The organism is Variovorax sp. Varisp53, from assembly GCF_059491555.1.
This window is the reverse complement of record NZ_CP168512.1, coordinates 505,057-530,999: the sequence shown is the minus strand read 5'-3', so window position 1 is coordinate 530,999 and position 25,943 is coordinate 505,057. Positions and strand designations below refer to the sequence as shown.

Sequence of the window (25,943 nt, the reverse complement as noted above, 5' to 3'; positions counted from 1 at the left end):
CGCAGTCCTAGTTCGGGTGCGGCTGGTCAACGGTCGCCGCCCGATCCCGATCTGTATTTCTAACCAATTTTTGGAGCTTTCCTGTGTCTGTTTCCGATCTCTTCAAACCGCTCACTCTCCTGCACGGCCCGGCGATGAGGAATCGCTTCATGCTGGCGCCGCTGACCAACCAGCAAAGCGAGCTCGACGGCACTGCCTCCGTGTACGACCATTTCTGGATGGAGCAGCTGTCTCAAGGTGGCTACGCGTTGATCCAGACTTGTGCCACGACCGTGGAAGCGGGCGGCATTGCGTTTGCGCGGCAGTTGGGAATCCACAGCGATGAACACCTGCCAGGCCTTACCCGGATGGCCACAACCATTCGGAGCGGCGGTGGCCTCTCGGCGGTTCAGCTGCACCACGCGGGCCACCGTGCCAACCCGCTGCTGGGGGGCATTCCAGCTCCTGCTTCCAGTGACACTTTGCCGGGCATTCAGGCGATCTCGACCGAAGTGGTGGAGCGGATCCGCGACAGCTTTATCGCCGCCGCGAAAAGGGCGCAACTGGCAGGGTTCGACGGCGTCGCGGTGCATGGCGCATTCGGTTGGATCCTTTCGGAGTTCATGTCGCCCTTCCTGAACGATCGCAAGGACAAATACGGCGGGAGCCTCGAGAACCGGGCGCGCCTGACCCTGGAGGTGATCGAAGGCATCCGCCGGGAATGCGGCCCTGATTTTCAGATTGGTTGGCGACTGTCGATCGAGCGGTACGGGTTGCGCCTGGAGGAACTGCGCGAGGTCACCGCATATATCTTTGATCGCGAGTTGATCGACTACCTCGACCTGGCCTTGTGGGACTCTGCGCAGGTCGTCAGAGAAGGGCCATTCCGTGGCAAGACGATGCTTAGCCTCTTCACCGAATTGCCTCGTAAGGGAGTTCGCCTGGGGACAGCCGGCAAGATCATGAGTGCCAAGCGTGCCGGCGAGTTGCTGGACGAGGGCTGCGACTTCGTGCTGATTGCCCGCGCTGGCATTCTTCAGCGGGACTTTCCTCTGCAGGTCAAGGCCAACCCGACGTACGACAGTCCAAGGCTTCCAGTGCCTGCCGAGTACTTGCGCGAGCGTGGGTTGAGCGAACGCTTCATCGACCATATGCGGGGATGGCAGACCTTCGTCTTGCACGGTTCGCGATAGGGGGCGGACGAATACCCGGTCCCCGACTCGCTCCCAGCACAAGGAGGCGGGTTGTCCGCGCGATCGCCGTACTATTACGACCATCGAAGAACGCAGGCCGGAGCAACGCCGAAACTCGGGGCCGAGGAAACAACTGACGATAACCAAAGGCACGTCAATACCCCCTTATTGGCGGCTGAGAACGCACCGCAAACGGTAGGAACATGCTGCGCCAGGTCGGCAGCTCGTCCCTGCAACCGGCAGGTACGCAGCGATTGCGGTCTATTGCGTCTTCGTGCCCAGTGCCAGCTACGCGGCGCACAGCAGACATTCCCGGCAAGAATGATCCATCGCGACGACAACCGCGCAGTAGACCAACTACCAGCGGATTGATGGCTTCGACCTCGATCACTCGAAGCGCATTACCCGGTTGATAGCGCCGCCTGATTCGAACAGTCAATTCCGGAGCCGGTCCTTCGCCGCACGGATGTCTTCACCCTCAGCGCTCTTCTCCCAGCTCTTCGCCAGATTGAACAGCATTGCCGAAGTCCGCGGATAGCCGGCAGCGATCTCTGCCCACTTCTTCGCTTGCTCTGCGAACGTCCTTTCCTGCCCGCCTCCTTCGCCAATCGCCTTGCTGAAAGCGCCACGCATGTTGTGCCGTTCCACAAGGATGCCGCTCTCAACATCGTCGCTGACTAGCCGCTCAATGGCCGTTCGCACCGCGCGGTGCGGCCACCCCTTGTCCGATGCGTCGTTCGGCGCATGGGCAAGAACGTGGCCGATGTACTGCTCCGTGATCCGCACTCGATCTGCTTCAGCGGCGAGTTTCTGGACAGCAAGACACCACTCTACAACGGCTTTCTCGTCGACTTCGCTGCCTGACTGGCCCGGCACAATAGAAATGCCGCTCAGCAGTCGGTACGCTGCCGTCGCGTGAAGACGCTTGGCGTCGTCCATTTGCGGCGCCTCACCCGTCGCGGGCTTGAACACCACCTTGATGAAATCCAAGAACAATTCCGGACGTTGAACAATGAGCTGGTGCAGTTTCAGCGGCTCCTTCCGGCGATCGAACATCGGCAGGTACGCATACTCCCGCTTGGCAATCTCCTCGTCAGAGGCATCTAAGCGTCCTTCCAGGGCCTTGAACACTGCCTCTATGTAGTAGGTGGTCATTGTGCCGTTCGCGGAAAGTGCTGCGTTGATCTGGGCAACGGCCTCGTCAAGCATGCGGAACAATGTGGGCGAGTCCACTTCGGCCAATCGACCGTGCCCTGCCGCCATCGCTCCGATTGCCCTGCCCTCGGCTATGTAGCGCTTCAACGCAACTGCGAGCTCCTCTGTGCTGCCCTTGATCGCAAACGGGTGTTTCGTCTCCCAGTAGAACTTACTGACCTCCTCGCCGAAATCGTCTACGAGAGCCCACGATGCCGCGCCATCTGGAAGTTGTAAAAACATGCCCGCCAACGTCTCCGCAGACCATCCGTTGGCACCGGCCAGTTCAGCCAGGGCTTCACTCCAAGCCTTTTTGTTTTTGGCAAACATCCACGCCGAAACCGACGACGCCAACCCGATGAGATCGGGCGTGCCGACACGAACGGCGGCGAGCACGAACGTCCTGCTGTCCGCTTCACCCAGATTGGCACTTTCCAATGCTGGGACGATGAGATGAGGAACCTTCACGCGTCGGGCCAGTTCAACGATGGCGTCAACGCCACCGGATCCAAGGATCGCTTTGATAGCCTGTGCGCGCGCCCTGTCAACACTCTCAGTGTCGTCATCTGCCACGCCGGGGAGGTGTGGCATCCAGTCGTCGAAGAGATTCGAATGGAGCAGCAGAGGGTCTTTCGGCTCAAACCGCTGTACGACTGCGTCTACCTTGGCGATCGCTTCGCCTTTGAGCGCCCAATCCATGCTCTGGTAAGTGCGGTTGCGATTCGCCTCATGTCGAAGCGCCTTCCACACTTCGTATTGCGCAGCAGCAGGTGCCGCCGCTAGGAAATCGGCAGTTGCGTTCAAAATCGAATTAAACGAGCCCTCCTGCACCTGGCCCATTTTGTCAATCAGCGTAATCATGCGAGCGGGTTCGCCCATCACCTGATCGAGCGCTAACCGCACGACTTGATCCTGACTGCCCCAGACGATGCCGTAAGTCAGTTCCTCCACATTCGACCCGCCGGCCTCACGAAAGAGCGGCCGCTGGTTCGGAACGGAGTGGTCATGGTGCCTCGGAAGCAACTTGACCAGCAACTCCCACGCAAGCTCAGGAAACTCTCCGATGATCGTGGTCAGCACACCGTCACGCTGTTTCGATGGAGCGTTGGTGTTCGGCGCCCAACACAGGAAGATCGACCGCAGCGTGTTGACCGGCCGGTTCTCCATTTTCAAACCCGGGTCGAAGGCGGAAAGACGGGCGAGCACCTTGCAGACGCGAAGCAGGTACGCCGGATCCCAAGCCAGCACTTCGAGCGCAAACAGCACGAATACATGCGGGCTGGTCGGCGCGAAGACGTCGTCCGATTCAGCAAACAGCGGGTCGACTTCATTGGGGCCGCCCTCGAGCAGGTGCTCAAGGGCGCTCAAAAAAGCATCAGGTGAGCCCTCTGCGAGAAAGGTTAAGTTGTCCCGCAAGCTCGCGACCACGCGCCAGTCCGTGCCGAGCCCGGGCAAGCTGCTGACGATGCCATCCACGAAGCGCTTAGGCGTGGAATGCGGGATCACCAGGCCGACCTCCTCGCCCAGCGCCGCGATCAGCAGAAGGGTCGTGGCCAGGCCTTCACGCAACCACGAGCTGTGGATCTCTTCCGGCTTCTTGTCCAGCCGAAACAGGTCCGAGGCCTTGGGCGGCTCGACGACGCGTCCGAACACCTCCCTGGCGGCAGCAGCAAAAGCATTCAGATCGGCTTGGCCAAGGCGCTTCCCAAGGTAAGTGAAGGCGTCGACGGGTGCGCGCATGCGCCACACGGTGTCTACCCGGTCGATCGGCGGGTCCACGGACACCCTCAGGTCGCGGAATGGCTCTTCCACCGCGTCGTAGTCCTTCTGACGCCCGAGCGCCTGGAGCACAGCCTTGTCCGGCTCACTGGCTGCGTCCCAGCCGCCGGCGAGCAACGCCGGGACTAGGTCGCGGGCCTTAAGAAGCCAGGCCGGGTTCTCGGCCGCGCTGCTCGGAATCTGGCGCGCCAGGACCGCGAGACTTCGGCCGCACCTCCTGGCGCGGTCCATCGCATCTTCCTGCGCAGGGAACATCGAGACCAGCGCCTGCCCGAGCGCATGCGTCGAGGGGCGTTCCAGCACATCGAAGCTCTTGCGATCTTCGTCTGCGCCAGCGCTGATCACAGTCGGCCCCGTCGTCGCCAACTGGCCAGCCCGATTACGCGCCGCACCCCGCGGCAGAAACATGAGATCCTTCATGCTGACCAACTGATCGATGGCTTCTGAAGTATCGACCACGAGGGTTCGCGACTCCAGGTACAGCCGCTTCTGTGCCTCGGCGTTGCGGATCGCGGCCACCGCGAACGCGATGACCTCGTCCGGCGAGTCAGCGGTCAGGCGCAGCTTCGCTTCCCCCGCAATCAGCGCATTCACCAACTTCTCCGCCTGAGCCTGGCGCGCGCACAGGAGGACCTGTTCCGTCAGGGCGGGCATGTAGCGGTTGGAGAACTCGCCCCAGTACTCGTCGATGCTGCGGGCGCCGTGCCTGGGCATCAGCGACAGGACTTCGCGAGCCCACCAGGCGCCGACGCCCGGGTGGTCTGCAAGCCAGTGCTCCAACTGAACTCCATCGATGAGTTCAACAGCGGCCCACTCGTTGAGGTCGTGCTTCTTCTTGAGCCACGTCGGCAGCTTCAGCTTCGGCTTGTCCCAGCTATGCGCAGTCACGAGCACCAGCGTCGTGTCCTTGCGCTCTTCGGCCGACACCTCGTTGGTGCGCTTCTTGTAGTCGCCGTCGGCTTTGCCCGAGACGTCCGCATCGAGCCCGAACTCCCAGATGGATCGGCCCTTCGGCACGAATGGTTTGGCGCCAGCGTCTGTCTGGAGGACGCCGTCGAATCCACGGATGTAGCCTTTCTCGCCATTCGGGAAACGGAAGGCCCCGATGTCATCGACCGACGCGCGGATCAGGTCCGCGATCAGTTCAGGGAACAGGGCCTTGGAGGTCGTGCGTGCTGCCCACGTGCCCAAGTCGAACGCGGTGATCCACTTCATGCATCTTGTCCTTTGAGAGCTTCCATTTTGCCCGGCCGACCCAGCAGCGCCCGCCTACCCCCTCTGAAGGTGAACTCGGCCACCGAAAGCATTCAGCTCTGTCGAGGGGACTGGCGAAGGGAGCCGGAAACATGTCCCCAGTGATCGCTTGCACGGAAAGCTGTCACTGACGCCCTTCGGGGAGAGCGACCGCATTCAGTCTCAAGCTGACTGTGGAGCTACATCCGGTAGGTGTACGGAAAGACTTGGCTGGCAGCCAATATGTTCGGGTCAACAACGGTCAGGCTTCCGTGTGAACCAACGGCCCTAGGTTCACTTGAGTGCTCTGGGTAAACGGGTGCGTGAATAATTGGCTGGCATGCTGCAGTAACTTTCACACGTCTCTTGGCCTGCAGGCGCGGTTACTGGCACTGTTACTGCACAATGCCTCGGAAGCACCCGGACAGATGCGGAAGCAAGCGCAATGAAAAAAGCCCTAAGTAGTTGATTTACTTAGGGCTTTTGGACTTACGCGGACAACCGCGAAAGTAATGTTGGTGGCCTGGGGCGGAATCGAACCACCGACACGCGGATTTTCAATCCGCTGCTCTACCAACTGAGCTACCGGGCCATTGCATTTGAGTGCAGCCCTAAATTATACAGCGCTTCTGCGCCCTCTTGAAAGATCCACACCAAGTTGTTTGAGCTTTCGATAGAGATGGGTGCGTTCGAGGCCGGTTTTCTCGGCGACGCGGGTCATCGAACCGTTCTCCATCGCGAGGTGGAACTCGAAGTACGCCTTCTCGAAACCGTCGCGCGCGTCGCGCAGCGGGCGGTCGAGGTCGAAGCTCTGCGTCGACTGGGGGCCCGCATCGGCCACGGGCACGGAAGCCAGCGAGGCCATCAGCAGGCTGTCGCCCGTCGTCGTGATGGCGGCCGCCTGGCTGCCGGCGACGGGCGCGGGCACCACGCCCGCAGCGGCACGGCGCGCGCTCTCGCGCGCCAGGCCCTGCTCCACCGCCTTGAGCAGCTTCTGCATGGTGATGGGCTTCTCGAGGAAGGCGAACGCGCCGATGCGCGTGGCGTCGACCGCGGTGTCGATGGTGGCGTGGCCGCTCATCATGATGACGGGCATGCTCAGCAGGCCGGCGGTGGACCACTCCTTGAGCAAGGTGACGCCGTCGGTGTCGGGCATCCAGATGTCGAGCAGCACGAGGTCGGGCCGCGCGCGCTGGCGCGCAGCGCGCGCCTCGGCGGCGTTTTCCGCGAGCTCCACGTTGTGGCCTTCGTCATTGAGAATTTCGAAGAGCAGGTCCCGGATGCCCAGCTCGTCATCGACCACGAGAATGTTTGCCATGAGTGCTGCTTGTTGTTTGCGCTGGTGTCTGCAATGTGTGTAGGGTCCGCGGGCCCATCCGTCGCCTGTGCGACGGATATTCGTGCGGCTCAGGCGGCGGAAGACTTTGAATCTTCGGTGTGAGCGGCCGCTGCCCGCGGCCCGCTTGCCAGCGCGAATGATAGCGAGACTTGCGCCCCTGCTACAGCCCCGTCGACGACACGGTTGGAAAGCTCGATGCGCGCACCATGCTCGTCGGCGATTTTCTTGACGACCGCAAGGCCCAAACCGGTACCTTTTGTTTTCGTGGTGACGTAGGGTTCGAACGCGCGCTTCAGGATGTTCTCGGCAAAACCAGGACCGCTGTCCTGCACGGTCAGGCGCACGCGCTGCCCCGAATCTCCGAGCCGCGTCCGCACGACGACCTCGCCCGCCCTGCCGGTCCCGCTGGCGGCAGCCTCGGCGGCGTCCTGCGCGTTCTGCAACAGGTTGTGTATCACTTGGCGGATCTGCTGCGCATCGCCGCGAATGGGCGGGCAGCGCTCGTCGAGTTCGGAGCGCAGCGTGATCGGCAGGTTCTCCGCGCTGTAGAGCTGGAGCACGTCGGCCAGCAGGGCATTGAGATCCACCGGCTTGAGGTCGGCCGCGGGCAGGCGCGCGTAGTCGCGGAATTCGTTCACCAGCCGCTTCATCGCATCGACCTGGTCGACGATGGTCTTCACCGACTTCACGAGCACGGCCTGTTCGGGCGGCTGGACCTTGCCCGACAGTTTCATCTCCAGCCGCTCGGCCGAGAGCTGGATCGGCGTGAGCGGGTTCTTGATCTCGTGCGCCAGCCGGCGCGCGACCTCGCCCCAGGCCTGCGCACGCTGGGCCGAGACGATCTCGGAGATGTCGTCGAACACCAGCAGCCGCGCGGCGCCGGGCAGTTCCGCGCCGCGCGCGACGATGTTGATGGCGCCGTCCTGCTGCGGCAGGTCGGTGCCGGAAGCGTGCAGTTCGAAGGCGTGCTGCCAGTGGTCGAGGCCGTGCTGCACGCGCTCGACGAGAAAGTCCTCGAATTGCTGCTGCACCTTGGCGCCGAATTCGGCCAGCCCTGGCACCTCGACGAGCGCCCGGCCTTCGTAGGCCGCGAGCGGCGCGCGCAGCACCCGGGTCGCGCCCGGGTTGGTCGACAGCACGGTGCCCTTGGCATCGAGCACGATCACGCCGGAGGTCAGGTTGTCGAGAATGGTCTGCAGGTTGGCGCGCGCGGCATCGAGTTCGCCCACGGTCTTCTCGACGGCGCCGCGGGCATCGGCCAGCTGCTGGGTCATGACGGCGAACGAGCGCGTGAGGCCGCCCAGTTCGTCCTTGCCCTGCAGCACGGCGGTCGGCCGCAGGTCGCCGGCCGCCACCTGGCGCACGCCGTCGGCCAGCACGAGCAGCGGCAGACCGAGCTGGTTGCCGAACAGCACGGCCAGCAGCACCGCGCCGAACACGGCGAGGAACAGGCTCAGCGTGAGCGTGCCGATGTACATGCGGCGCAGGCCCTCACGCGCGAGCGCCCGCTCCTGGTATTCGCGGTTGGCCTCCTGCACGGCCAGCGCGTTGGCGACCACGGCCGGCGGCAGCGGCCGCGTGACTTGCAGATAGCGCGGTGCAGTGTCGAAGTCGAAGCCCGGCCTCTGCACCATGGCGAGCGCGCGCACGCTTGCCACGGGCGGGGTCGCGCCCGGAGGGGCGGTTTCGTCCAGACCCTCGACGTGCGCGACGGCGCGCTCAGGGCGGACCTGGCGGAATTGCTGCGGGGTCGGACGCTCGGGGCTGAGCTGGAAACGGGAGCTGCCGGCGCTGGCCACCAGTTGCCCGGAGCCGGTCCAGAGGATCACGTCGGTGGCCTCGAGCTGGTCGCGGATGCGCTCGAGCACCAGGCCCGCGCTCGTGTCGGGCACCTGCGCCAGCTGCGCGCTGGCGCTGCGCGTCTTGGCGGCGAGGTCGTCGGACAGCGAATCGAGCGTGGCGCGCCCGAGGTTCAGGCCGGCATCGAGCGCACCTTCGACCTTGACGTCGAACCAGCTCTCGATCGAGCGCGCGACGAACTGATAGGACACCACGTAGACCAGCGCCCCGGGCACCACGGCCACCAGCGCGAAGATGGCCGCCAGCTTGATGAGCAGCCGGCTGCCGAACTTGCCTTGCCGCAGCCGCCGCAGCAACCGGAAGGCGACCCAGCCGATCACCAGCACCAGCAGCACCGCCACCACGACGTTGATGCCGAACAGGCGCACGTAGTAGCGCTCGTACAGCGCGCGGTTGTTGGTGGCCTGCGCCAGCAGGAACATCAGCACCAGGCCGATGGCCGTGACCAGCGCGGCACCGACGCCGATGGCCCAGCGCGTGGCCCGCGCGCGGCGCGCGGCCGGCGTGGCCGCTGCGCCGCTGCGCCCGGATGTGCTCACTTCTGCTTCTCCATTGCGAGCCGGGCCGTGCGCTCGGTGGCGATGTTCCAGTCGGCCTGCCCGACCACGCCGATCTGGAACGGGCGCGGCAGCTGCGAGGTGTCGAGCCGGAAGCGGAAGGTGACCTGGTGCAGCGGATCGTCGCCGACCTCCGACACGTCGGCCAGCCGCAAGCGGCCGACGCGCTTGATGGCGTCGAGCGCGTCGGTCAGGGTGTCGAAGTTCTGGTTCAGCGAGATGCCCAGGCCGGCCGCCCCCGTCATCGGGGCGGCCGACACGTTGAGCCGCCAGCGCCGCGTGAGGGGCTGGTAGGCCAGCCGCATGTGCCGCGTGACCTGGGCGACCTTGCGGTCGGTCCAGTACCAGCGCTCCTGGTAGAGCTCGGCCTCGGCCACGAAATAGATGGCGATGCCCTTGTCGAGCACCTCCTCCACCAGCGAGGGCAGTTCGAACTGCACCGCAGCACTGAAATAAATGCCGTCGTCGGCCTGTTCGAGGCGCATCTGCGTGATCGACGCGCCAGGGCGGGCCTGGGCGGCCGCCGGAGCCGGCAGCCAGGCCATGCACATCGTCCAGACCCAGAACAGGACGGGCAGCAAGACCGACCAGCGGCGCTCAGTGCGGGCGCTTTTCAAGCAGGGCGTAGAAGAAACCGTCGTGGTCACCAGAGGGATTGTCCGGGACGCCGCGGGCATTCGATCCGCTTTGGGGGAGCAAATGGCCTGGCGATGGCAGCAATCGGGCGTCGGTGTTGTGTACAAGAAACGCATCAATTTGTTGCGAACCCTCTTCGCGGAACACGGAGCAGGTGCAGTAAAGGAGCCGGCCGCCGCGCCGCACCAGCGGCCAGAGCGCGGCCAGCAGCGCGGCCTGCTGGGCGGCGAGTTGGGCGGTGTCGCTCTCGCGGCGCAGCCAGCGGACGTCGGGATGGCGCCGCACGATGCCCGAGGCGGTGCACGGCGCATCGAGCAGGATGGCGTCGAAAGGCGTGCCGTCCCACCACTGGGCGGGGCGCCCCGCATCGGCCACGAGCACCTTGGCGCTCAGTCCGAGGCGGGCGAGGGTTTCGTCGATGCGGCGGCTGCGGGCGGCATCGACTTCGAGCGCGGTCACGTCGATGGCGCCGGGAGCCGCCATTTCGAGCAGGTGCGCGGTCTTGCCGCCGGGAGCCGCGCAGGCATCGAGGACCCGCAGCGGCGCTGCGGCACCGGGCTTCGCCGGCAACAGGCCTTCGAGCAGCAGCGGCGCGGCCATCTGCGCAGCGGCATCCTGCACCGAGCAGGCACCGTCGGCAAAGCCGGGCAGTTGCTGCACGGGGCGTGCACGCGTCAGTTGCAGGCCGCTGGGACCCACGCGCGTCGCGCCGAGACCGGCGGCCTCCAGCTCCACAAGATAGGAAGCCGCGGTCGACTTCTGAACATTGACCCGCAGCGTCATCGGCGCCTGCGCGTTGTCTGCACCCAGCACCCGTTGCCACTCGCGCGGATGGTCGCGCTTGAGGCGCTCGATCCACCAGCGCGGGTGGTTCCATTGCGCGACCGGCTCGGAGTCGGTGGCGGCCACCAGTTCGTCGCGCTCGCGCAGGAAGCGCCGCAGGCAGGCGTTGATGAAGCTGGCCTGCGCCCGCGTCGCAGGGTTGCGCTTGGCGGCCTCGACGGCCTGGTCGACCAGCGTGAACGGTTCGTAGGGCGCGCGCTCGGCGTCCCAAGCCAGCGCCAGCGCGGTGCACAGCAATGCATCCGGCAAGGGCGGCGGCGTGCGCTTGGCCAGGTGGCGGCGCAGCGCTTCGGCGCGACCGAGCCAGCGCAGCACCTGGAAGCCGAGCGCCTGCACGCCGGGCCGCAGCGCGGGCTCGACGGCTTCGAACGCGACGGAGCCCGAGGTACCGGCGCGGATCGACGCCAGCGCCGCTGCGGTCAGTTGCAGTTGGCGCCAGAGCGGGGGCTGCAACGACGGCGTGCCGCTGTTGCTGCTCGAGGAAGGATCGGAAGGTAGTTCTGACAAGTTGGGGCGATGGTAACGGGCGCCCGAAAAGCCGGGCGCCGCGCAATGGAAAGATGAAAAGAATCGCGCCGGGTTCGTTCAGAGCAGCGGCGCAGCCGGACGCAGACGCACGGCCCATGCCACCAGCAGTGCCGGAAATTGCGCGATCGCGGCGTTGTAGTGCCCCACCGCCTGATTGAACTGGCCCCGTGCGATCTCCGCCGCGGCCGAAGGCTCTGGCCACGTGATCGGCTCGCTGGCGCTGGGCGCCATGGCCTCGGTGCCGGGCTGCAGTTGCGCCGGCCGCGACAGCGTGCCGTCGGCATCGAACACCGTCACCTCGTCCGGGTGCTGACGGCGCCATGCATTGGCCCACACCTGGAGCGCGGTGGCCAGCGCGGCCATGCCGCCGCTGTCCAACGGGTGCAGCCGGGTCGCACCGAGCAAGGTCGCGAGCTGGGTGGTCGCGGCCTGCAATGGCGCGATGGACGACAGCGACTCCCCCGTTGGCGCCGCCTCTGGCGGTGGCGCGGCGGTGATGCTGGCCTGCACGAAATCCAGCTGCTTGCCCAGGGCCGCGTCGAGCAGGCCGTAGGCCTGCAGCACAGCCGCGCGCAAACGCACCAGCCGGTTGTAGGCACCGACAAACCAGAACAACAGGATCGCAATGACGATCCAGCTGGCCAGCGATTCGGGCAACACACTCATCGACGACAACGCCTCATGGAAAACACAAAGAAAAACGCCCCCCAACCGGGGGCGGTCGGGGGGCGTGTGTACCGGTCATGCCGGTGATGCTACCCAGTTATTCGGTCGCAGCGCCTTCGCTGGCGTCCGCCGTGCTGGTCGTCGCATCGCTCTCGGCGGAGCCTGCCAGTTCGGCAGCTTCCGATTCGGCGATGGCGCGGCGCTCGGCTTCGTCCATGGCGTCCTTGACCTTGCGGGCCTGGTGGTACGCCATACCGGTGCCTGCGGGAATCAGGCGGCCGACGATGACGTTTTCCTTCAGGCCGCGCAGCTCGTCGCGCTTGCCCATGATCGCGGCTTCGGTCAGCACGCGCGTCGTTTCCTGGAACGACGCGGCCGAGATGAACGAGTCGGTCGACAGCGAGGCCTTCGTGATACCCAGCAGCAGGTTGGTGAACGTTGCGGGGATCTTGCCTTCGGCGCGCAGGGCGTCGTTGGTGTTGAGCATTTCGCTGCGTTCGACCTGTTCGCCGGAGATGTAGCCGGTCTCGCCGATGTTGTCGACCACGACGCGGCGCAGCATCTGGCGAACGATCACCTCGATGTGCTTGTCGTTGATCTTCACACCCTGCAAGCGGTACACGTCCTGCACTTCGTCCACGATGTAGCGTGCGAGTTCTTCCGAACCCAGCAGGCGCAGGATGTCCTGCGGGTCCGCCGGGCCGTCGACCACGCTTTCGCCCTTGTTCACCACCTGGCCTTCGTGCACCAGGATGTTCTTTTCCTTCGGCACGAGGTCTTCCCAGACCGTGCCTTCCGGATCGGTGATCTGCAGGCGGATCTTGCCCTTTGTTTCCTTGCCGAACGACACGGTACCGGTCATTTCGGCCAGCATGCCCTTGTCCTTCGGCGAACGGGCTTCGAACAGCTCGGCCACGCGCGGCAGACCGCCGGTGATGTCGCGGGTCTTCTGGCCTTCGACCGGAATACGCGCCAGCACTTCGCCGGGGCCCACGTCCTGTCCGTCGCGGATCTGCACCAGCGCGCCGATCGGGAAGCCGATCGTCACCGAGTGATCGGTGCCGGGGATCTTCACTTCCTGGCCTTGCGCGTCGATCAGCTTCACCTGCGGGCGAACGACCTTGGCAGCGCCGCGGCGCTTCGGATCGATCACGACCAGGGTCGACAGACCGGTCACTTCGTCCACCTGCTTCGCAACCGTGAGGCCTTCCTCGACGTTTTCGAACTGCGTCTTGCCGGCGAATTCCGTGATGATCGGGCGGGTCAGCGGGTCCCAGTTGGCGAGCACGTGGCCGGCCTTGATCTGCTGGTCTGCCTTGACCGTCAGCGTGGCGCCGTACGGCACCTTGTGACGTTCGCGTTCGCGGCCGTGCTCGTCATGGATGACGATCTCGCCCGAACGCGAAATCACGACCAGCTCGCCCTTGCTGTTGGTCACGTAGCGCATCGTGGCGTTGAAGCCGATCGAGCCGTTCGACTTGGCTTCCACACTCGAAGCGATGGCGGCACGCGAAGCGGCACCACCGATGTGGAAGGTACGCATCGTCAGCTGCGTGCCGGGTTCGCCGATGGACTGGGCAGCGATCACACCGACGGCTTCGCCGATGTTGATCAGGCCGCCACGGCCCAGGTCGCGGCCGTAGCAGGTCGCGCAGATGCCGAAGCGGGTTTCGCAGGTCAGCGCGGTGCGGACCTTGACTTCGTCGACGCCCTGGGCTTCCAGGACTTCGATGTTGTCTTCGTCGAACATCTCGCCGGCCTTCAGCAGCACCGAACGGTTTTCCGGGTGCAGCACGTCGTCCGCAGCCGAGCGGCCGAGGATACGGTCGCGCAGCGACTCGATCACTTCACCGCCTTCGACGATGGCGCGCATCAGGTAGCCGCCGTGCGTGCCGCAGTCCTGCTCGGTCACGACCAGGTCTTGCGTCACGTCGACCAGACGACGGGTCAGGTAACCCGAGTTCGCCGTCTTCAGCGCCGTGTCGGCCAGACCCTTACGGGCACCGTGGGTGGAGATGAAGTACTCCAGCACGTTCAGGCCTTCGCGGAAGTTCGCGGTAATGGGCGTCTCGATGATCGAGCCGTCCGGCTTGGCCATCAGGCCACGCATACCGGCCACCTGGCGAATCTGCGCTGCGGAACCGCGGGCGCCGGAGTCGGCCATCATGTAGATGGAGTTGAACGACTCCTGCTCGACTTCCTTGCCGTGGCGGTCGATGACCTTCTGCTTCGAGAGCTTGGCCATCATGACCTTCGACACTTCGTCGCCGGCCTTGCCCCAGATGTCCACGACCTTGTTGTAGCGCTCGCCGGAGGTCACGAGACCGGAGACGTACTGCTGTTCGATCTCCTTCACTTCCTTGGCCGAGCGCTCGATGATGCCGTGCTTCTCGGCGGGCACCAGCATGTCGTCGATCGCGATCGAGATACCGGCCTTGGTCGCCAGGCGGAAGCCGTTTTGCAGCAGCTTGTCGGCGAACACGACGGTCTCTTTCAGGCCGCACTTGCGGAACGAGACGTTGATGAGCTTGGAGATTTCCTTCTTCTTCAGCGCCTTGTTGATGTTCGAGAACGGCAGGCCCTTCGGCAGGATCTCGGACAGCAGGGCACGGCCCGCGGTGGTGTCCACGAGCGAAGTCGACGGCGTGAACACGCCGGTTTCCTTGTCCTTGGTGTACTCCGTGATGCGCACTGCCACCTTGGCCGTGAGCTCGACTTCGTTGGCGTCGAGCGCGCGCTGCACTTCACCGATGTCGGAGAAGATCAGGCCCTCGCCCTTGCCGTTGATGCGGTCGCGGGTCGTGTAGTACAGACCCAGCACCACGTCCTGCGAAGGAACGATCGACGGTTCGCCCGAAGCCGGGAACAGCACGTTGTTGGAGGCCAGCATCAGCGTGCGGGCTTCCATCTGCGCTTCCACCGACAGCGGCACGTGGACAGCCATCTGGTCGCCGTCGAAGTCGGCGTTGAAGGCCGCGCAAACGAGCGGGTGCAGCTGGATGGCCTTGCCTTCGATCAGGATGGGTTCGAAGGCCTGGATGCCCAGACGGTGCAGCGTCGGAGCGCGGTTCAGCATGACCGGGTGCTCCTTGATGACCTCTTCCAGGATGTCCCAGACCACCGGCGTGCCCGATTCGACTTCCTTCTTGGCAGCCTTGATCGTGGTCGCGATGCCCATGGCTTCGAGGCGCGAGAAGATGAAGGGCTTGAACAGCTCGAGCGCCATCAGCTTCGGCAGGCCGCACTGGTGCAGCTTGAGCGTCGGGCCCACCACGATGACCGAACGGCCCGAGTAGTCGACGCGCTTGCCCAGCAGATTCTGGCGGAAGCGGCCGCTCTTGCCCTTGATCATGTCGGCCAGCGACTTCAGCGCGCGCTTGTTGGCGCCCGTCATGGCCTTGCCACGGCGGCCGTTGTCCAGCAGCGAGTCGACCGCCTCTTGCAGCATCCGCTTTTCGTTGCGCGCGATGATTTCCGGAGCCTTCAGCTCCAGCAGGCGGCGCAGGCGCGAATTGCGGTTGATGACGCGGCGATACAGGTCGTTCAGGTCGGAGGTCGCGAAGCGGCCGCCGTCCAGCGGCACCAGCGGACGCAGGTCCGGCGGCAGCACGGGCAGCACGTCGAGCACCATCCACTCGGGCTTGATGCCCGACTTGCGGAAGGCCTCGAGCACCTTCAGGCGCTTGGAGTTCTTCTTGACCTTGACTTCGGAGCCGGTCAGGTCGCCGCGCAGGCGTTCGATCTCGCTGTCGAGTTCGATGCCTTCGAGCAGGTCCTTGATGCCTTCGGCGCCCATCTTGGCGACGAACTCGTCACCGTATTCCTTGCGCTTTGCGTCGTAGTCGTCCTCGGACATGATGCCGAACTTCTTCAGCGGGGTCATGCCGGGGTCGGTGATCACGTAGGCTTCGAAGTACAGCACGCGTTCGATGTCGCGCAGCGTCATGTCGAGCACGAGGCCCAGGCGCGACGGCAGCGACTTCAGGAACCAGATGTGGGCGCAGGGCGCGGCCAGGTCGATGTGACCCATGCGCTCGCGACGCACCTTGGTCTGCGTGACTTCAACGCCGCACTTCTCGCAGATCACGCCGCGGTGCTTCAGGCGCTTGTACTTGCCGCACAGGCACTCGTAGTCCTTGATGGGGCCGAAGATCTTGGCGCAGAACAGGCCGTCGCGCTCGGGCTTGAACGTGCGGTAGTTGATCGTCTCTGGCTTCTTCACTTCGCCGAAAGACCACGAGCGGATCTTCTCGGGCGAAGCCATGCCGATCTTGATGGCATCGAAATGCTCATCGGGCGTGAATTGCTTGAACAGGTCGAGTAGCGATTTCATAAGACTCTTTCCCTTTTCAACTTAAGAACGCTCGAGCTCGATGTCGAGCCCCAGCGAACGAATTTCCTTGACCAGCACGTTGAACGATTCCGGCATGCCGGCTTCGATCGAGTGCTCGCCCTTGACGATGCTTTCGTACACCTTGGTACGGCCTTGCACGTCGTCGGACTTCACGGTCAGCATTTCCTGCAGGACGTAAGCGGCGCCGTAAGCTTCCAGCGCCCACACTTCCATTTCCCCGAAACGCTGGCCGCCGAACTGCGCCTTGCCGCCCAGCGGTTGCTGCGTGACGAGCGAGTACGGGCCGGTCGAACGGGCGTGCATCTTGTCGTCCACCAGGTGGTGCAGCTTCAAGAAGTGCATGTAGCCGACGGTGACGGGACGCTCGAACTGGTCGCCGGTGCGGCCGTCGAACAGGTAGGCCTGCGTGCGCGTATCGGTCAGGCCCTTGAGCTTGGCGATGTCGTCCGGGTAGGCGAGCTTCAGCATGCCGCGGATTTCTTCTTCCGAAGCACCGTCGAACACAGGCGTCGCGAAGGTCGCGCCGTTCTGCAGGTTCGCTGCCATTTCGAGCAGTTCGGTGTCGTTCAGCGAGGCGATGTCTTCCTTGCGGCCCGAGCCGTTGTACAGCTGCTCCATGAACTTGCGCAGCTCGGCCACCTTGGCCTCCTGCTGCAGCATGTCGCCGATGCGCTGGCCGATGCCCTTGCCCGCCCAGCCCAGGTGCACTTCCAACACCTGGCCCACGTTCATCCGCGAAGGCACGCCCAGCGGGTTCAGGCAGATGTCGCACGGCGTGCCGTCGGCCATGTGGGGCATGTCTTCGACCGGAACGATCTTCGACACCACACCCTTGTTGCCGTGGCGGCCGGCCATCTTGTCGCCGGGTTGCAGGCGGCGCTTGACGGCCAGGTAGACCTTGACCATCTTGAGCACGCCCGCGGGCAGCTCGTCGCCCTGCGTGAGCTTCTTGCGCTTTTCTTCGAACGCGAGGTCGAAGCTGTGGCGCGTCTGCTCCAGCGAGTTCTTGATCGACTCGAGCTGCGTCGCCACTTCGTCTTCCGCCGGACGGATGTCGAACCAGTGGAACTTCTCGACCGACGACAGGTAGGCCTTGTCGAGCTTGGTGCCCTTGGCCAGCTTGTTCGGGCCGCCATTGGCGACCTTGCCGGTCAGCAGCTTCTCGATACGGTCGAACGCGTCGGCTTCGACGATGCGAAGCTGGTCGTTCAGGTCGAGGCGGAAGCGCTTGAGTTCATCGTCGATGATCTGCTGGGCGCGCTTGTCGCGCGTGATGCCTTCGCGGGTGAACACCTGCACGTCGATCACGGTGCCTTGCGAGCCCTGGTCCACACGCAGCGAGGTGTCCTTCACGTCGGAAGCCTTCTCGCCGAAGATGGCGCGAAGCAGCTTCTCTTCAGGCGTCAGCGTGGTCTCGCCCTTCGGCGTGACCTTGCCCACCAGCGTGTCGCCCGGCTGCACTTCGGCACCGACATAAATGATGCCGGATTCGTCGAGGCGGTTGAGCTGCTGCTCGGCCAGGTTCGGGATGTCGCGCGTGATTTCTTCGGCGCCCAGCTTCGTGTCGCGGGCCATCACCACCAGTTCCTCGATGTGGATCGAGGTGTAGCGGTCTTCGGCAACGACGCGTTCCGAGATCAGGATCGAGTCTTCGAAGTTGTAGCCGTTCCACGGCATGAACGCGATCAGCATGTTCTGGCCGAGGGCCAGTTCGCCGAGGTCGGTCGATGCGCCGTCGGCCACCACGTCGCCCTTGGCGATCTTGTCGCCGCGCTTGACGATGGGGCGCTGGTGGATGTTGGTGTTCTGGTTCGAACGCTGATACTTGATCAGGTTGTAGATGTCCACACCGACTTCACCGGCAGCCGCTTCGGCGTCGTTCACGCGCACCACGACGCGGGTCGCATCGACGTAGTCGACGATACCGCCGCGGGTGGCCGTGACCACGGTGCCCGAGTCGACTGCGGAGACGCGCTCGATACCGGTACCGACCATCGGCTTTTCGGGGCGCAGCACAGGCACGGCCTGACGCTGCATGTTGGCGCCCATCAACGCGCGGTTCGCGTCGTCGTGCTCCAGGAACGGCACGAGCGATGCGGCCACCGACACGATCTGTGCGGGCGACACGTCCATGTACTGGATGCGCTCGGCACCGACCAGGATCGATTCGCCGGCTTCACGCGCGGAGACCAGGTCGCCGGTCAGCACGCCGTCCTTGTCCAGGGCCGCGTTGGCCTGGGCGATGACGTACTTGCCTTCCTCGATGGCCGACAGGTAGTCAATCTCGTGGGTGACCTTGCTGTCCACCACGCGACGGTACGGCGTCTCGATGAAGCCGTATTCGTTCAGGCGGGCGTACAGGGCCAGCGAGTTGATCAGACCGATGTTCGGGCCTTCAGGCGTTTCGATCGGGCACACGCGGCCGTAGTGGGTCACGTGCACGTCGCGCACTTCGAAGCCTGCACGTTCGCGCGTCAGACCGCCCGGGCCAAGGGCCGACACGCGGCGCTTGTGGGTGATTTCGGACAGCGGGTTCGTCTGGTCCATGAACTGCGACAGCTGCGATGCGCCGAAGAATTCCTTCAGCGCCGCCGAGATCGGCTTGCTGTTGATCAGGTCGTGCGGCATCAGCGGCTCTTGCTCCGCTTGACCCAGACGTTCCTTCACGGCCTTCTCGATACGTGCCAGGCCGGTGCGGTACTGGTTTTCGGCCAGTTCGCCGACGCAACGCACGCGACGGTTGCCCAGATGGTCGATGTCGTCGACTTCGCCGTTGCCGTTGCGCAGATCGACGAGGATCTTGACCACGGCCAGGATGTCTTCGTTGGTCAGCACCATCGGGCCGGTCGATTCGTCGCGGCCGACCTTGGCGTTGAACTTCATGCGGCCCACGCGCGACAGGTCGTACGTGTCCGGGTTGTAGAACAGGCGCTGGAACAGGGCCTGCACCGCGTCTTCCGTCGGCGGCTCGCCGGGGCGCATCATGCGGTAGATGGCCACGCGCGCGGCGAATTCGTCCACCGTTTCGTCGATGCGCAGGGTTTGCGAGATGTACGCGCCCTGGTCGAGTTCGTTGGTGTAGATCACCTGAACGTCTTGCACGCCGGCCGTGCGCAGCTTCTTCAGCAGCGCTTCGGTCAGCTCGTCGTTGGCCTTGGCCAGGATTTCGCCGGAGTCGGCGTCGACGATGTTGCGGGCGATCACGCGGCCGACCAGGAAGTCTTCCGGCACGCTGATGTGCGTGGTGCCGCCCTGCTCGAGTTCACGCGTGTGGCGCGCGGTGACGCGCTTGTCCTTGGCGACCACGACCTTGCCCGACTTGTCGGTGATGTCGAAGCGCGCAACTTCGCCGCGCAGGCGCTCGGAGACGAACTCCATCTGCGCGCCGCTGTCCATCAGGCGGAAGTTGTCGTTCACGAAGAAGTTCGCGAGGATCGATTCCGGGTTCAGGCCGATGGCCTTCAGCAGGATCGTGACCGGCATCTTGCGGCGACGGTCCACGCGGAAGTACAGCATGTCCTTCGGGTCGAACTCGAAGTCGAGCCACGAACCGCGATAGGGAATCACGCGGGCCGAGAACAGCAGCTTGCCCGAGCTGTGCGTCTTGCCCTTGTCGTGTTCGAAGAACACGCCCGGCGAACGGTGCAGCTGCGAGACGATCACGCGCTCGGTGCCGTTGATGATGAACGAACCCTTGTCGGTCATGAGCGGAACTTCGCCCATGTAGACCTCTTGTTCCTTCACTTCCTTGACCACCTTCGACTGCGACGTCGACGACTCGCGGTCATAGATGATGAGCTGGACCTTGGCGCGCACGGCCGAGGCGAAGGTCAGACCACGGGTCTGGCATTCACGCACGTCGAAAGCCGGCTTCGCCAGGTTGTACTCGAGGAACTTCATCTCGACAAAACCGTTGTGCGAGACGATCGGGAACGCGGCGTCGAATGCGGCCTGCAGGCCTTCGACGGTGCGTTGCTTCGGGGGGATGCCGGCTTGCAGGAACGCGGTGTATGCGTCTTTCTGCATCTGCAGCAGGTAGGGGATTTCGACGACGCTGTCGCGGTTACCGAAACTTTTTCGGATGCGCTTGCGTTCGGTGTAACTGTACGCGGACGATTGGGCCATGAGAGCTCCGGTGCTTGAGATCTTCAGCGACTTGTCAGCAGTGCCGAGGCACCACTGCTTGGCGGCTGGCCACTACCAGCCGTTGGCGGACGGCGATGCATTGCACATCGCCCGAACCAAGGGATCTTCTGCAGTCGGGGTCAGAAGACACTCGGAAATCCGCTTGATTTTGACTTTCCCGTCGACCTGAAGGTCTCCGGAGAAGCCGGCAATCAAGCCGACTTTCGGGTGCGCTCTGAAAGCGGCAAAGGCTGGAGGGCCTTTTCAGGCACCTCCAGCCCTCTAGGGGGTCTGAATTACTTCAGTTCCACCTTGGCGCCGGCTTCTTCCAGCTTCTTCTTGGCGGCGTCGGCGTCAGCCTTCGACAGGCCTTCCTTGACAGCCTTGGGAGCGGCTTCCACCAGGTCCTTGGCTTCCTTGAGGCCCAGGCCGGTGATTTCGCGCACGGCCTTGATGACCGACACCTTGTTCGCGCCGACATCGGCCAGCACGACGTTGAATTCGGTCTTTTCTTCGACCACAGCGGCGGCAGCGCCACCACCGGCGGCCGGAGCCGACATTGCAGCGGCGCTCACGCCGAACTTCTCTTCGATGGCTTTCACCAGGTCGTTGAGTTCCAGGACCGTCATCGCGTCGAGTGCGGTCAGAAATGCGTCTTTATCGAATGCCATTTTTGTTTCCTAACAATTGGGTTGAATATTCAAAAAACGAGGGCGCGCTCAGGCGGCCTGCGCTTCTTCTGCCGGTGCATCGGCGACGGGTGCAGCTTCGCCACCACCGCGCTTCTCGGCCAGCGCCGCGAGCACGCGGGCGGTACGAGAGATCGGGGATTGCATCAAGCCCAGCAATTGCGCCAGCAGCACTTCCTTCGAAGGGATGTTGGCCAGTTGCTTCACGCCGTTCACGTCCAGGGCCTTGCCGCCAAACGCGCCACCGCGAATCACCAACTTGTCGTTGGTCTTCGCGAAGTCGGCCACCACCTTGGCGGCAGCCACTGCGTCTTCGGAAAAGCCGTAGATCAGCGGACCGGTCATCTGGTCGCCAACAATCTCAAACGCGCTACCGGCGACAGCACGGCGTGCCAGGGTGTTCTTCAGAACACTCAGGGTCACACCCTTGCTGCGTGCTTCGGTACGCAGTTTGGTCATATCGGCCACCGTGATGCCACGGTATTCCGCCATCACGAGCGTTTGAGCTTTTGCGGCGAGGCTGGTCACATCACTGATGACCGCTTCTTTCTCACTGCGATTCAGACTCAAGGTCTACTCCTTTTAATGCGATCTTCGGCCGGGGCCTGGGATCGCGCTTCATGCAGCGACCAACAACTGTTTCGGAACAAAAATCAAATTCCTTGCAGCGGGATCGCCATCTGCGCTGGATACCGGAAGGATCGATCCGGCGATTAAGTGCAGCGCCCTGCACACCAGCGGTCTTGGATGGCCCGCAGCAACCGGAGCTGCCGCGACCCACCACATCCGCCCTACCCTTTCGGGCAGGGCAAATCTCTTTAGCTCGCCGAGATGGTTTGCGTGTCCACGCGGACACCCAGACCCATGGTCGACGACACAGCCACCTTGCGCAGGTACACGCCCTTGCTGGTCGCCGGCTTGGCCTTGACCAGAGCGTCGATCAGCGCGGCGAGGTTGCCCTGCAGCTTGTCGTTGTCGAACGAGCGACGGCCGATCGTGCCGTGCACGATGCCGGCCTTGTCGACGCGGAACTGGACCTGGCCAGCCTTGGCGTTCTTCACGGCCGTGGCGACGTCCGGGGTCACGGTGCCAACCTTGGGGTTGGGCATCAGGCCGCGCGGGCCGAGGATCTGGCCGAGCGTACCGACGACACGCATGGCGTCCGGTGCGGCGATCACGACGTCGAAAGGCATGTCGCCAGCCTTGACCATGGCAGCCAGGTCGTCCATGCCGACGATGTCGGCGCCGGCGGCCTTGGCTTCTTCAGCCTTGGCGCCTTGGGCGAACACGGCGACGCGCTTGGTCTTGCCGGTGCCGTTGGGCAGCACGACGGCGCCACGCACGACTTGGTCCGACTTCTTCGCGTCGATGCCGAGCTGCACAGCCACGTCGATCGATTCGTCGAACTTGGCGGTAGCGGCGTCCTTGACGATGACGATCGCGTCAGCCAGCGGGTACAGCTTGTTGCTGTCGACCTTGCCTGCGAGCGACTTTTGCTTCTTGGTGATCTTGGACATTTACACGCCCTCCACATTCACGCCCATCGAGCGGGCCGAGCCGGCGATGGTGCGAACTGCTGCGTCGAGGTCGGCGGCAGTCAGGTCCTTCATCTTGGCCTTGGCGATTTCTTCGAGCTGTGCGCGCGTGATCTTGCCGACCTTGTCGGTGTGCGGACGGGCCGAGCCCTTTTCCAGCTTGATGGCCTTCTTGATCAAGGTGATCGCCGGGGGCGTCTTGATGATGAAGGTGAAGCTCTTGTCAGCGAACGCGGTGATGACCACCGGCAGCGGCAGACCCGGCTCGACGCCTTGGGTTTGCGCGTTGAACGCCTTGCAGAACTCCATGATGTTCAGACCGCGCTGACCGAGTGCGGGACCGATCGGCGGGGACGGGTTGGCCTTACCAGCTGGCACTTGCAGCTTGATGAAGCCGACGATTTTTTTCGCCATGCTTTTTGCTCCTTGCGGGTGATATCGCCTTGGCTTGCGGCCAAGGCTCCCCGGGGTTGAACGACTCTTCGATCAAGGCCGCGCGCCGAGTCGGACAACGCGCAGCCGGGAATGCTTCAGGCCTTGCGGCCTGTGGCTCAGGTCTTTTCGACCTGGCTGAATTCGAGCTCCACAGGCGTCGCGCGGCCGAAAATCATGACCGACACGCTGACCTTGCTCTTCTCGTAGTTGACTTCTTCGACCGTGCCGTTGAAGTCGGTGAACGGGCCTTCCTTGACGCGCACGAATTCGCCGACGGTGAACTCGACCTTGTGGCGCGGCTTCTCGGTGCCCTGCTGCATCTGGCTGACGATGTCCTCGACCTCTTTCTGCGAGATCGGGGCCGGACGGTTTTTGGCGCCGCCCACGAAACCCGTCACCTTGTTGGTGTGCTTCACCAGGTGCCAGCTCTCGTCGTCCATGATCATTTCGACCAGCACGTAGCCAGGGAAGAAGCGGCGCTCGGTGGTGCGCTTCTGGCCGTTCTTGATCTCGACCACTTCTTCGGTCGGAACCAGGATGCGGCCGAACTTGTCCTGCATGCCGGCGCGGTTGATGCGCTCGGTGATGTTGCGCTCGACGGCCTTTTCCATGCCCGAATAGGCATGCACCACGTACCAACGCAGATCGGGGTTGGCGGCGGGAGCCAGAATCGGAGTGTTTTCCTCTTCAGGCGTGGTTTCAACTACGTCGTCGGTCATTGCTTACTTTCTCCAGCCCAGAATGAGGTCGAAAAACACCCATTCGAGCGTCTTGTCGGTGAGCCAGAGGAAGACGGACATGATCGCCACGAAGGCGAACACATAAGCCGTCATCTGCATTGCTTCCTTGCGGGTCGGCCACACGACCTTCTTGACCTCGCGCCACGAGTCGCGGCCAAAAGCCCACAACTGACGGCCATTCTCCGAACTGCCAAAGGCGCCCACCGCAGCGGCCAGGCCGACCAGCAGCGCAGCCCACTGGACCAGCGAGCCTTGGCGCGACAGCAGATAGAACGCCACGATGGCGCCCACTGCCAGCACAACAGCCGCGGCCAACTTGGCCTTGTCTGCGCCGGTGCTCACGGTTTCGATTTGAGAAGTGGCCATGGTTGGCTGATTTCCTGCGCCTTTCGGCCTTCTATTCAATGCGTCTCTTGAGACGCCGAAGCCCATCGGGTCACGATGGGCTTTTTCGGGGTGCCACCTAGGTGGCAGGGGCAGTAGGAATCGAACCTACAACCTTCGGTTTTGGAGACCGACGCTCTGCCAATTGAGCTATACCCCTCCGGTACTCTTTTCGCTCGGCTTAGATGTCGAGGATCTTCGCCACGACGCCCGAACCTACGGTGCGGCCGCCCTCACGGATGGCGAAGCGCAGGCCTTCTTCCATCGCGATCGGGTTGATCAGCTTCACGGTGATGCTGACGTTGTCGCCGGGCATGACCATTTCCTTGTCCTTGGGCAGCTCGATCGCGCCGGTCACGTCCGTCGTGCGGAAGTAGAACTGCGGGCGGTAGTTGTTGAAGAACGGCGTGTGACGGCCGCCTTCGTCCTTCGACAGGACATACACCTCGGCGGTGAAGTGCACGTGCGGCTTGATCGAGCCGGGCTTGCACAGCACTTGGCCGCGTTCGACTTCTTCGCGCTTGGTGCCGCGCAGCAGCACGCCGACGTTGTCGCCAGCCTGGCCCTGGTCCAGCAGCTTGCGGAACATTTCCACGCCGGTGCAGGTGGTCTTGACGGTCGGGCGGATGCCGACGATCTCGATTTCCTCGCCGACCTTGATCACGCCGCGCTCGACAGCGCCGGTCACGACGGTGCCGCGACCCGAAATCGAGAACACGTCTTCGACGGGCATCAGGAAGGTGCCGTCCACGGCGCGCTCGGGCGTCGGGATGTAGGTGTCCAGCGCTTCGGCCAGCTTCATGATGGCGCCTTCGCCCAGTTCGCCCTTGTCGCCTTCGAGGGCGAGCTTGGCCGAGCCGTGGATGATGGGGGTGTCGTCGCCGGGGAATTCGTACTTGTCGAGGAGTTCGCGGACTTCCATTTCGACCAGCTCGAGCAGTTCCTTGTCGTCGACCATGTCGCACTTGTTCAGGAACACGATGATGTAGCCCACGCCCACCTGGCGAGCCAGCAGGATGTGTTCACGGGTCTGGGGCATCGGGCCGTCGGCGGCCGAGCACACCAGGATGGCGCCGTCCATCTGGGCGGCGCCGGTGATCATGTTCTTCACGTAGTCGGCGTGGCCGGGGCAGTCGACGTGTGCGTAGTGGCGGTTGGCCGTTTCGTACTCGACGTGCGCGGTGTTGATCGTGATGCCGCGGGCCTTTTCTTCAGGAGCCGCGTCGATCTGGTCGTAGGCCTTGGCTTCGCCGCCGAACTTGGCCGACAGCACCGTGGCGATCGCCGCCGTCAGCGTGGTCTTGCCGTGGTCGACGTGACCGATCGTGCCCACGTTCACGTGCGGCTTGGTGCGGGTGAATTTACCTTTTGCCATTTTTCGACTCCGAAAAAAAACGTTTTCAACGTATGCAGATGGGTTGCAAAGCTGCCGTTGCAACCCCCAAAAACTGGTGCCCTTTGCGGGAATCGGACCCGCGACCTCTCCCTTACCAAGGGAGTGCTCTACCACTGAGCCAAAAGGGCTTTGTCTAACCAAATCGCATGCCTGCGCCGAACCGGATCTCTGGAGCGGGAGACGGGAATCGAACCCGCGTCATCAGCTTGGAAGGCTGGGGTTCTACCATTGAACTACTCCCGCATCAGGGGCATTTCAAGGCACCCAAAGCGCTAGATCCAATCGCTCCTAGAAACCAAATTCATCGCTGGTGGAGAGGGCTGGATTCGAACCAGCGTACTCGTAAGAGGGCAGATTTACAGTCTGCTGCCATTAACCACTCGGCCACCTCTCCGGCGAACCTCGAAATATAGCACGGTTTTGTGACTACCCAGAAATCCCAGCATCAAGAAGATGCGGAAGAACTGCCCGAGGCGTG

The 25,943-nt window shown here is 63.7% G+C and carries 16 protein-coding genes and 5 tRNA genes; 1 reads left to right on the top strand and 20 read right to left on the bottom strand.

Annotation, left to right across the window (positions count from 1 at the left end; genetic code table 11):
- The first annotated feature begins 83 nt into the window (after positions 1-83).
- Positions 84-1,172 carry an NADH:flavin oxidoreductase gene (locus tag ACEOAB_RS02340; protein ID WP_026284327.1) on the top strand — a complete coding sequence of 363 codons (1,089 nt, stop codon included), beginning with the start codon at positions 84-86 and terminating at the stop codon, positions 1,170-1,172.
- A 435-nt stretch (positions 1,173-1,607) separates the two neighbouring features.
- Here ACEOAB_RS02340 and ACEOAB_RS02335 read toward each other — a convergent pair whose 3' ends face one another.
- The 20 genes from ACEOAB_RS02335 to ACEOAB_RS02240 form a co-directional block, all read right to left on the bottom strand.
- Complete coding sequence (locus ACEOAB_RS02335; RefSeq protein WP_413747853.1) at positions 1,608-5,360, bottom strand: hypothetical protein; 3,753 nt, start codon at positions 5,358-5,360, stop codon at positions 1,608-1,610.
- 534 nt (positions 5,361-5,894) lie between these two features.
- Positions 5,895-5,970 (bottom strand) — tRNA-Phe (locus tag ACEOAB_RS02330).
- 24 nt (positions 5,971-5,994) lie between these two features.
- Positions 5,995-6,696: a response regulator gene (locus tag ACEOAB_RS02325; protein WP_007831069.1), complete on the bottom strand. Its 702-nt coding sequence runs from the start codon at positions 6,694-6,696 to the stop codon at positions 5,995-5,997.
- 89 nt (positions 6,697-6,785) lie between these two features.
- Positions 6,786-9,116, bottom strand: coding sequence for a sensor histidine kinase (locus ACEOAB_RS02320; protein WP_495653434.1), 2,331 nt, complete (start codon positions 9,114-9,116; stop codon positions 6,786-6,788).
- Positions 9,113-9,679: a DUF4390 domain-containing protein gene (locus ACEOAB_RS02315; protein WP_413748819.1), complete on the bottom strand. Its 567-nt coding sequence runs from the start codon at positions 9,677-9,679 to the stop codon at positions 9,113-9,115. Before ACEOAB_RS02315 ends, ACEOAB_RS02320 begins: the two co-directional genes overlap by 4 nt.
- Positions 9,680-9,731: 52 nt before the next feature.
- Entirely contained in the window at positions 9,732-11,120 is a 1,389-nt protein-coding gene (gene rsmB, locus ACEOAB_RS02310; protein ID WP_495653433.1) for a 16S rRNA (cytosine(967)-C(5))-methyltransferase RsmB, read from the bottom strand.
- Positions 11,121-11,198: 78 nt separating this feature from the next.
- The gene (locus ACEOAB_RS02305; protein WP_413748818.1) at positions 11,199-11,807 is read right to left on the bottom strand and encodes a LemA family protein; all 609 of its coding nucleotides are present in this window, start codon (positions 11,805-11,807) and stop codon (positions 11,199-11,201) included.
- 97 nt (positions 11,808-11,904) lie between these two features.
- Complete coding sequence (gene rpoC / locus ACEOAB_RS02300) at positions 11,905-16,140, bottom strand: DNA-directed RNA polymerase subunit beta' (RefSeq protein WP_413748817.1); 4,236 nt, start codon at positions 16,138-16,140, stop codon at positions 11,905-11,907.
- Positions 16,141-16,161: 21 nt separating this feature from the next.
- Entirely contained in the window at positions 16,162-20,286 is a 4,125-nt protein-coding gene (rpoB, locus tag ACEOAB_RS02295; RefSeq protein ID WP_413748816.1) for a DNA-directed RNA polymerase subunit beta, read from the bottom strand.
- 296 nt (positions 20,287-20,582) lie between these two features.
- Positions 20,583-20,957, bottom strand: coding sequence for a 50S ribosomal protein L7/L12 (gene rplL, locus ACEOAB_RS02290; RefSeq protein ID WP_007831060.1), 375 nt, complete (start codon positions 20,955-20,957; stop codon positions 20,583-20,585).
- Between the two features lie 48 nt (positions 20,958-21,005).
- Positions 21,006-21,545, bottom strand: coding sequence for a 50S ribosomal protein L10 (gene rplJ / locus ACEOAB_RS02285; RefSeq protein WP_413748815.1), 540 nt, complete (start codon positions 21,543-21,545; stop codon positions 21,006-21,008).
- A gap of 248 nt (positions 21,546-21,793) precedes the next feature.
- Positions 21,794-22,492, bottom strand: coding sequence for a 50S ribosomal protein L1 (gene rplA / locus ACEOAB_RS02280; RefSeq protein WP_007831052.1), 699 nt, complete (start codon positions 22,490-22,492; stop codon positions 21,794-21,796).
- Positions 22,493-22,924 (bottom strand): 50S ribosomal protein L11, encoded by a 432-nt coding sequence (gene rplK / locus ACEOAB_RS02275; RefSeq protein ID WP_007831051.1) that lies wholly within the window; start codon positions 22,922-22,924, stop codon positions 22,493-22,495. It abuts the gene before it with no gap.
- Positions 22,925-23,061: 137 nt separating this feature from the next.
- Positions 23,062-23,664, bottom strand: coding sequence for a transcription termination/antitermination protein NusG (nusG, locus tag ACEOAB_RS02270; protein WP_007831050.1), 603 nt, complete (start codon positions 23,662-23,664; stop codon positions 23,062-23,064).
- A 3-nt stretch (positions 23,665-23,667) separates the two neighbouring features.
- Positions 23,668-24,051, bottom strand: coding sequence for a preprotein translocase subunit SecE (gene secE / locus ACEOAB_RS02265; RefSeq protein ID WP_007831049.1), 384 nt, complete (start codon positions 24,049-24,051; stop codon positions 23,668-23,670).
- A 102-nt stretch (positions 24,052-24,153) separates the two neighbouring features.
- Positions 24,154-24,229, bottom strand: a tRNA-Trp gene (locus ACEOAB_RS02260).
- A gap of 21 nt (positions 24,230-24,250) precedes the next feature.
- Positions 24,251-25,444 carry an elongation factor Tu gene (gene tuf, locus ACEOAB_RS02255; RefSeq protein ID WP_108143266.1) on the bottom strand — a complete coding sequence of 398 codons (1,194 nt, stop codon included), beginning with the start codon at positions 25,442-25,444 and terminating at the stop codon, positions 24,251-24,253.
- Positions 25,445-25,518: 74 nt separating this feature from the next.
- Positions 25,519-25,593: transfer RNA gene (locus tag ACEOAB_RS02250), tRNA-Thr, on the bottom strand.
- A 41-nt stretch (positions 25,594-25,634) separates the two neighbouring features.
- Positions 25,635-25,708 (bottom strand) — tRNA-Gly (locus ACEOAB_RS02245).
- A gap of 65 nt (positions 25,709-25,773) precedes the next feature.
- A tRNA-Tyr gene (locus ACEOAB_RS02240) sits at positions 25,774-25,859 on the bottom strand.
- Positions 25,860-25,943: the final 84 nt, after the last annotated feature.